Genomic DNA, 2671 nt, shown 5'->3' with positions numbered 1-2671 from the left:
GAGTATTTCTCCACGAATTCGGCCAGCCCGATGATGCCGCCCTTGCCGCCCTTGTTCTCGTAGACGATCTCGCTGGCCTGCCCGGAGGCCACCAGCGCGTCGCCGACCGCGTGGCCGGTGCCGTCCCAGCCGCCCCCGGGGTTGGCCGGGATCAGGATGCGCAGCTTGCCGAGCGGTGCGGGGCCGGTGGCGGCCAGGCTGGCCGTCGGCAYGGCGGGCGCGATGCCGGCGGCGGCCGAGGCAGCCATCCAGCGGAGAACGGAGCGGCGGTTCTGGGAACGATGGGACTTCATGGGGAAGATCCTTGCTGTGAGGAAGGGCCGGTCAGGCCAGCGCCACGGTACGTCGGCGCCGCAGCCGGGTCAACAGCGGCGGGACGATCAGGACCGCCACGCACACCAGCAGGATAGTCGCCGACAACGGCCGTTCAATGAACACCGTCCATTTGCCCTCCCCGATGGACATGGCGTTGCGCATGTGGGCCTCGCCGAGCGGGCCGAGGATCATGCCGACGATCACCGGGGCGGTCGGGAAGTCGAAGCGGCGCATCAGCACGCCCAGCAGCCCGATGCCGTACAGCAGGAACAGGTCGAAGGCCGATTGCCGCATGCCGTAGACGCCGACCGTCGCGAAGATCAGGATGCCCGCGTAGAGCGCCGGCTTCGGGATCTTCAGCAGCTTCACCCACAGCCCGACCAGCGGCAGGTTCAGCACCAGCAGCATCACGTTGCCGATGTACATCGACGCGATCAGCGCCCACACCAGCGCCGACGAGGTCTGGAACAGCGTCGGGCCGGGCTGGATGCCGTAGTTCTGGAACGCCGACAGCAGGATCGCCGCGGTGGTGGAGGTGGGGATGCCCAGCGTCAGCAGCGGCACCAGCGTGCCGGCCACCGCCGCGTTGTTGGCGGCCTCCGGGCCGGCCACGCCTTCGATCGCGCCGACGGTGCCGAACTCTTCCGGGTGCTTCGACAGCTTGCGCTCGGCGCCGTACGACAGGAAGGTCGGGATCTCGGTGCCGCCGGCCGGGATGGTGCCGAACGGGAAGCCGATCAGCGTGCCGCGCAGCCAGGCCGGCCACGAGCGCTTCCAGTCGCCCTTCGTCATCCACAGGCTCGACATCTTGTTGCGCGTCTCGTCCTGGCGGCCCTCGTACATCATCGTATACATCGCCTCGCCGACCGCGAACAGCCCGACCGCCACCAGCACCACCTCGATGCCGTCGACCAGTTCGGGCACGTTGTTCAGCGTGAAGCGCGCCTGGCCGGAGATCTGGTCGATGCCGATGATGCCGATCGACAGGCCCAGCACCAGGCTGGTCATGCCGCGCAGCGTGCTCTGCCCGAGCACCGACGACACGGTCGTGAAGGCCAGCAGGATCAGCGCGAAGTACTCCGGCGGGCCGAAGCGCAGCGCGAACTCGGCGAGGCCGGGCGCGAACAGCGTGACGAGCACCGTGGCGATCGTGCCGGCGAAGAACGAGCCGATCGCCGAGGTGGCGAGCGCCGCGCCGGCGCGGCCGCTCTTGGCCATCAGGTTGCCCTCCATCGCGGTGACCATGCTGCCGGTCTCGCCCGGGGTGTTCAGCAGGATCGAGGTGGTCGAGCCGCCGTACATCGCGCCGTAGTAGATGCCGGCGAACATGATCATCGACGCGGTCGGTTCGACGTGCGAGGTGATCGGCAGCAGCATCGCCACCGTCAGTGCCGGGCCGATCCCGGGCAGCACGCCGATCGCGGTGCCGATCAGGCAGCCGAGCAGCGCCCACATCAGGTTGATCGGCGTGCCCGCCGTCATGAAGCCTTGCAGCAGCGAATTCCAGATGTCCATGATGGTGATGCTCTAGAGGTCAGATCCAGCCGGAGCTGGTGAGGCCGGGGAGGGTCAAACCCAGCAGCTTCGTGAACAGCCAGTAGACCGGCGCCGACAACGCGGCACCGACCAGCACGTCGCGCACCCAGTCGGCCAGCGTCGCGCGCCCCGCCCCCATCGACAGCCGGAAACCGCGCGCCGCCAGCACGAACAGCAGCGAGCACGACGGGATGAAGCCCACGCGGGTGATCAGCGCCGCATTCAGCAGCAGGCCGGCCGACAGCCAGGCCATGCCGGCCCAGTACGGCGCGGGGGTGTCCTCGCTGCCCTCGGGCATCGCGCGAAAGCCGCCGGTCGCGGCCTGYACGATCAGCAGCAGCCCGCACAGCGCCATCGCCGCCGCCATCAGCCACGGCAGGAAACCCGCGCCGACGCCCCCGTAGCCGGCCTCGCTCTTGATCTGCGCCGCACCGATGGCCATCACGGCCCCCAGGCCGATCGCGCCGGCACCGATGCCGATCTCGGATCGCTTGTTCATGGGCTTGTTCATGGTCTACCTCCTTGCGTCATTCAATCCGCCCCTCAAACGCAGGCTGGCCGGCGCACAGCGCCGGCCAGCCGTACTGCAGGGAACCTGCGATCCGGGCAGTTACAGCATGCCCAGCTTCAGCATCAGCGCACGCAGGCGCGCGGTGTCGTCGTCGACGAACTTGCCGAAGTCGTCGCCGGTCATCAGCGCCGAGTTCCACTTGTTGTTGGCCAGCGTCTCGGCCCAGCTCTTGGTCTTGGTGGCCTTGGAGACCGCCTCGACCAGCTTCTGGCGCTGTGCCGGCGTGATGCCGGGCGCGCCGTACACGCC

At 68.9% G+C, this 2671-nt stretch carries 2 protein-coding genes and 2 pseudogenes; all 4 read right to left on the bottom strand.

What is annotated here, in order from left to right:
* Nucleotides 1-293 (bottom strand): annotated as a pseudogene (locus tag AC1D15_RS25920) (tripartite tricarboxylate transporter substrate binding protein); the annotation flags it as partial.
* A 31-nt stretch (nucleotides 294-324) separates the two neighbouring features.
* Entirely contained in the window at nucleotides 325-1830 is a 1506-nt protein-coding gene (locus tag AC1D15_RS25915) for a tripartite tricarboxylate transporter permease (RefSeq protein WP_465113011.1), read from the bottom strand.
* A gap of 19 nt (nucleotides 1831-1849) precedes the next feature.
* The gene (locus AC1D15_RS25910; protein WP_052212736.1) at nucleotides 1850-2362 is read right to left on the bottom strand and encodes a tripartite tricarboxylate transporter TctB family protein; all 513 of its coding nucleotides are present in this window, start codon (nucleotides 2360-2362) and stop codon (nucleotides 1850-1852) included.
* Nucleotides 2363-2461: 99 nt separating this feature from the next.
* Nucleotides 2462-2671: pseudogene (locus AC1D15_RS25905) on the bottom strand (tripartite tricarboxylate transporter substrate binding protein); the annotation flags it as partial.

This window comes from Rhizobacter sp. P2_H2 (genome assembly GCF_056403375.1).
The sequence above is the reverse complement of the archived record's forward strand: the minus strand, read 5'-3'. Positions and strand labels throughout refer to the sequence as shown.

Bases quoted from the DNA above. Each gene is read 5' to 3' on its own strand.
- AC1D15_RS25915 (WP_465113011.1), bottom strand. From the start codon at position 1,830: ATGGACATCTGGAATTCGCTGCTGCAAGGCTTCATGACGGCGGGCACG.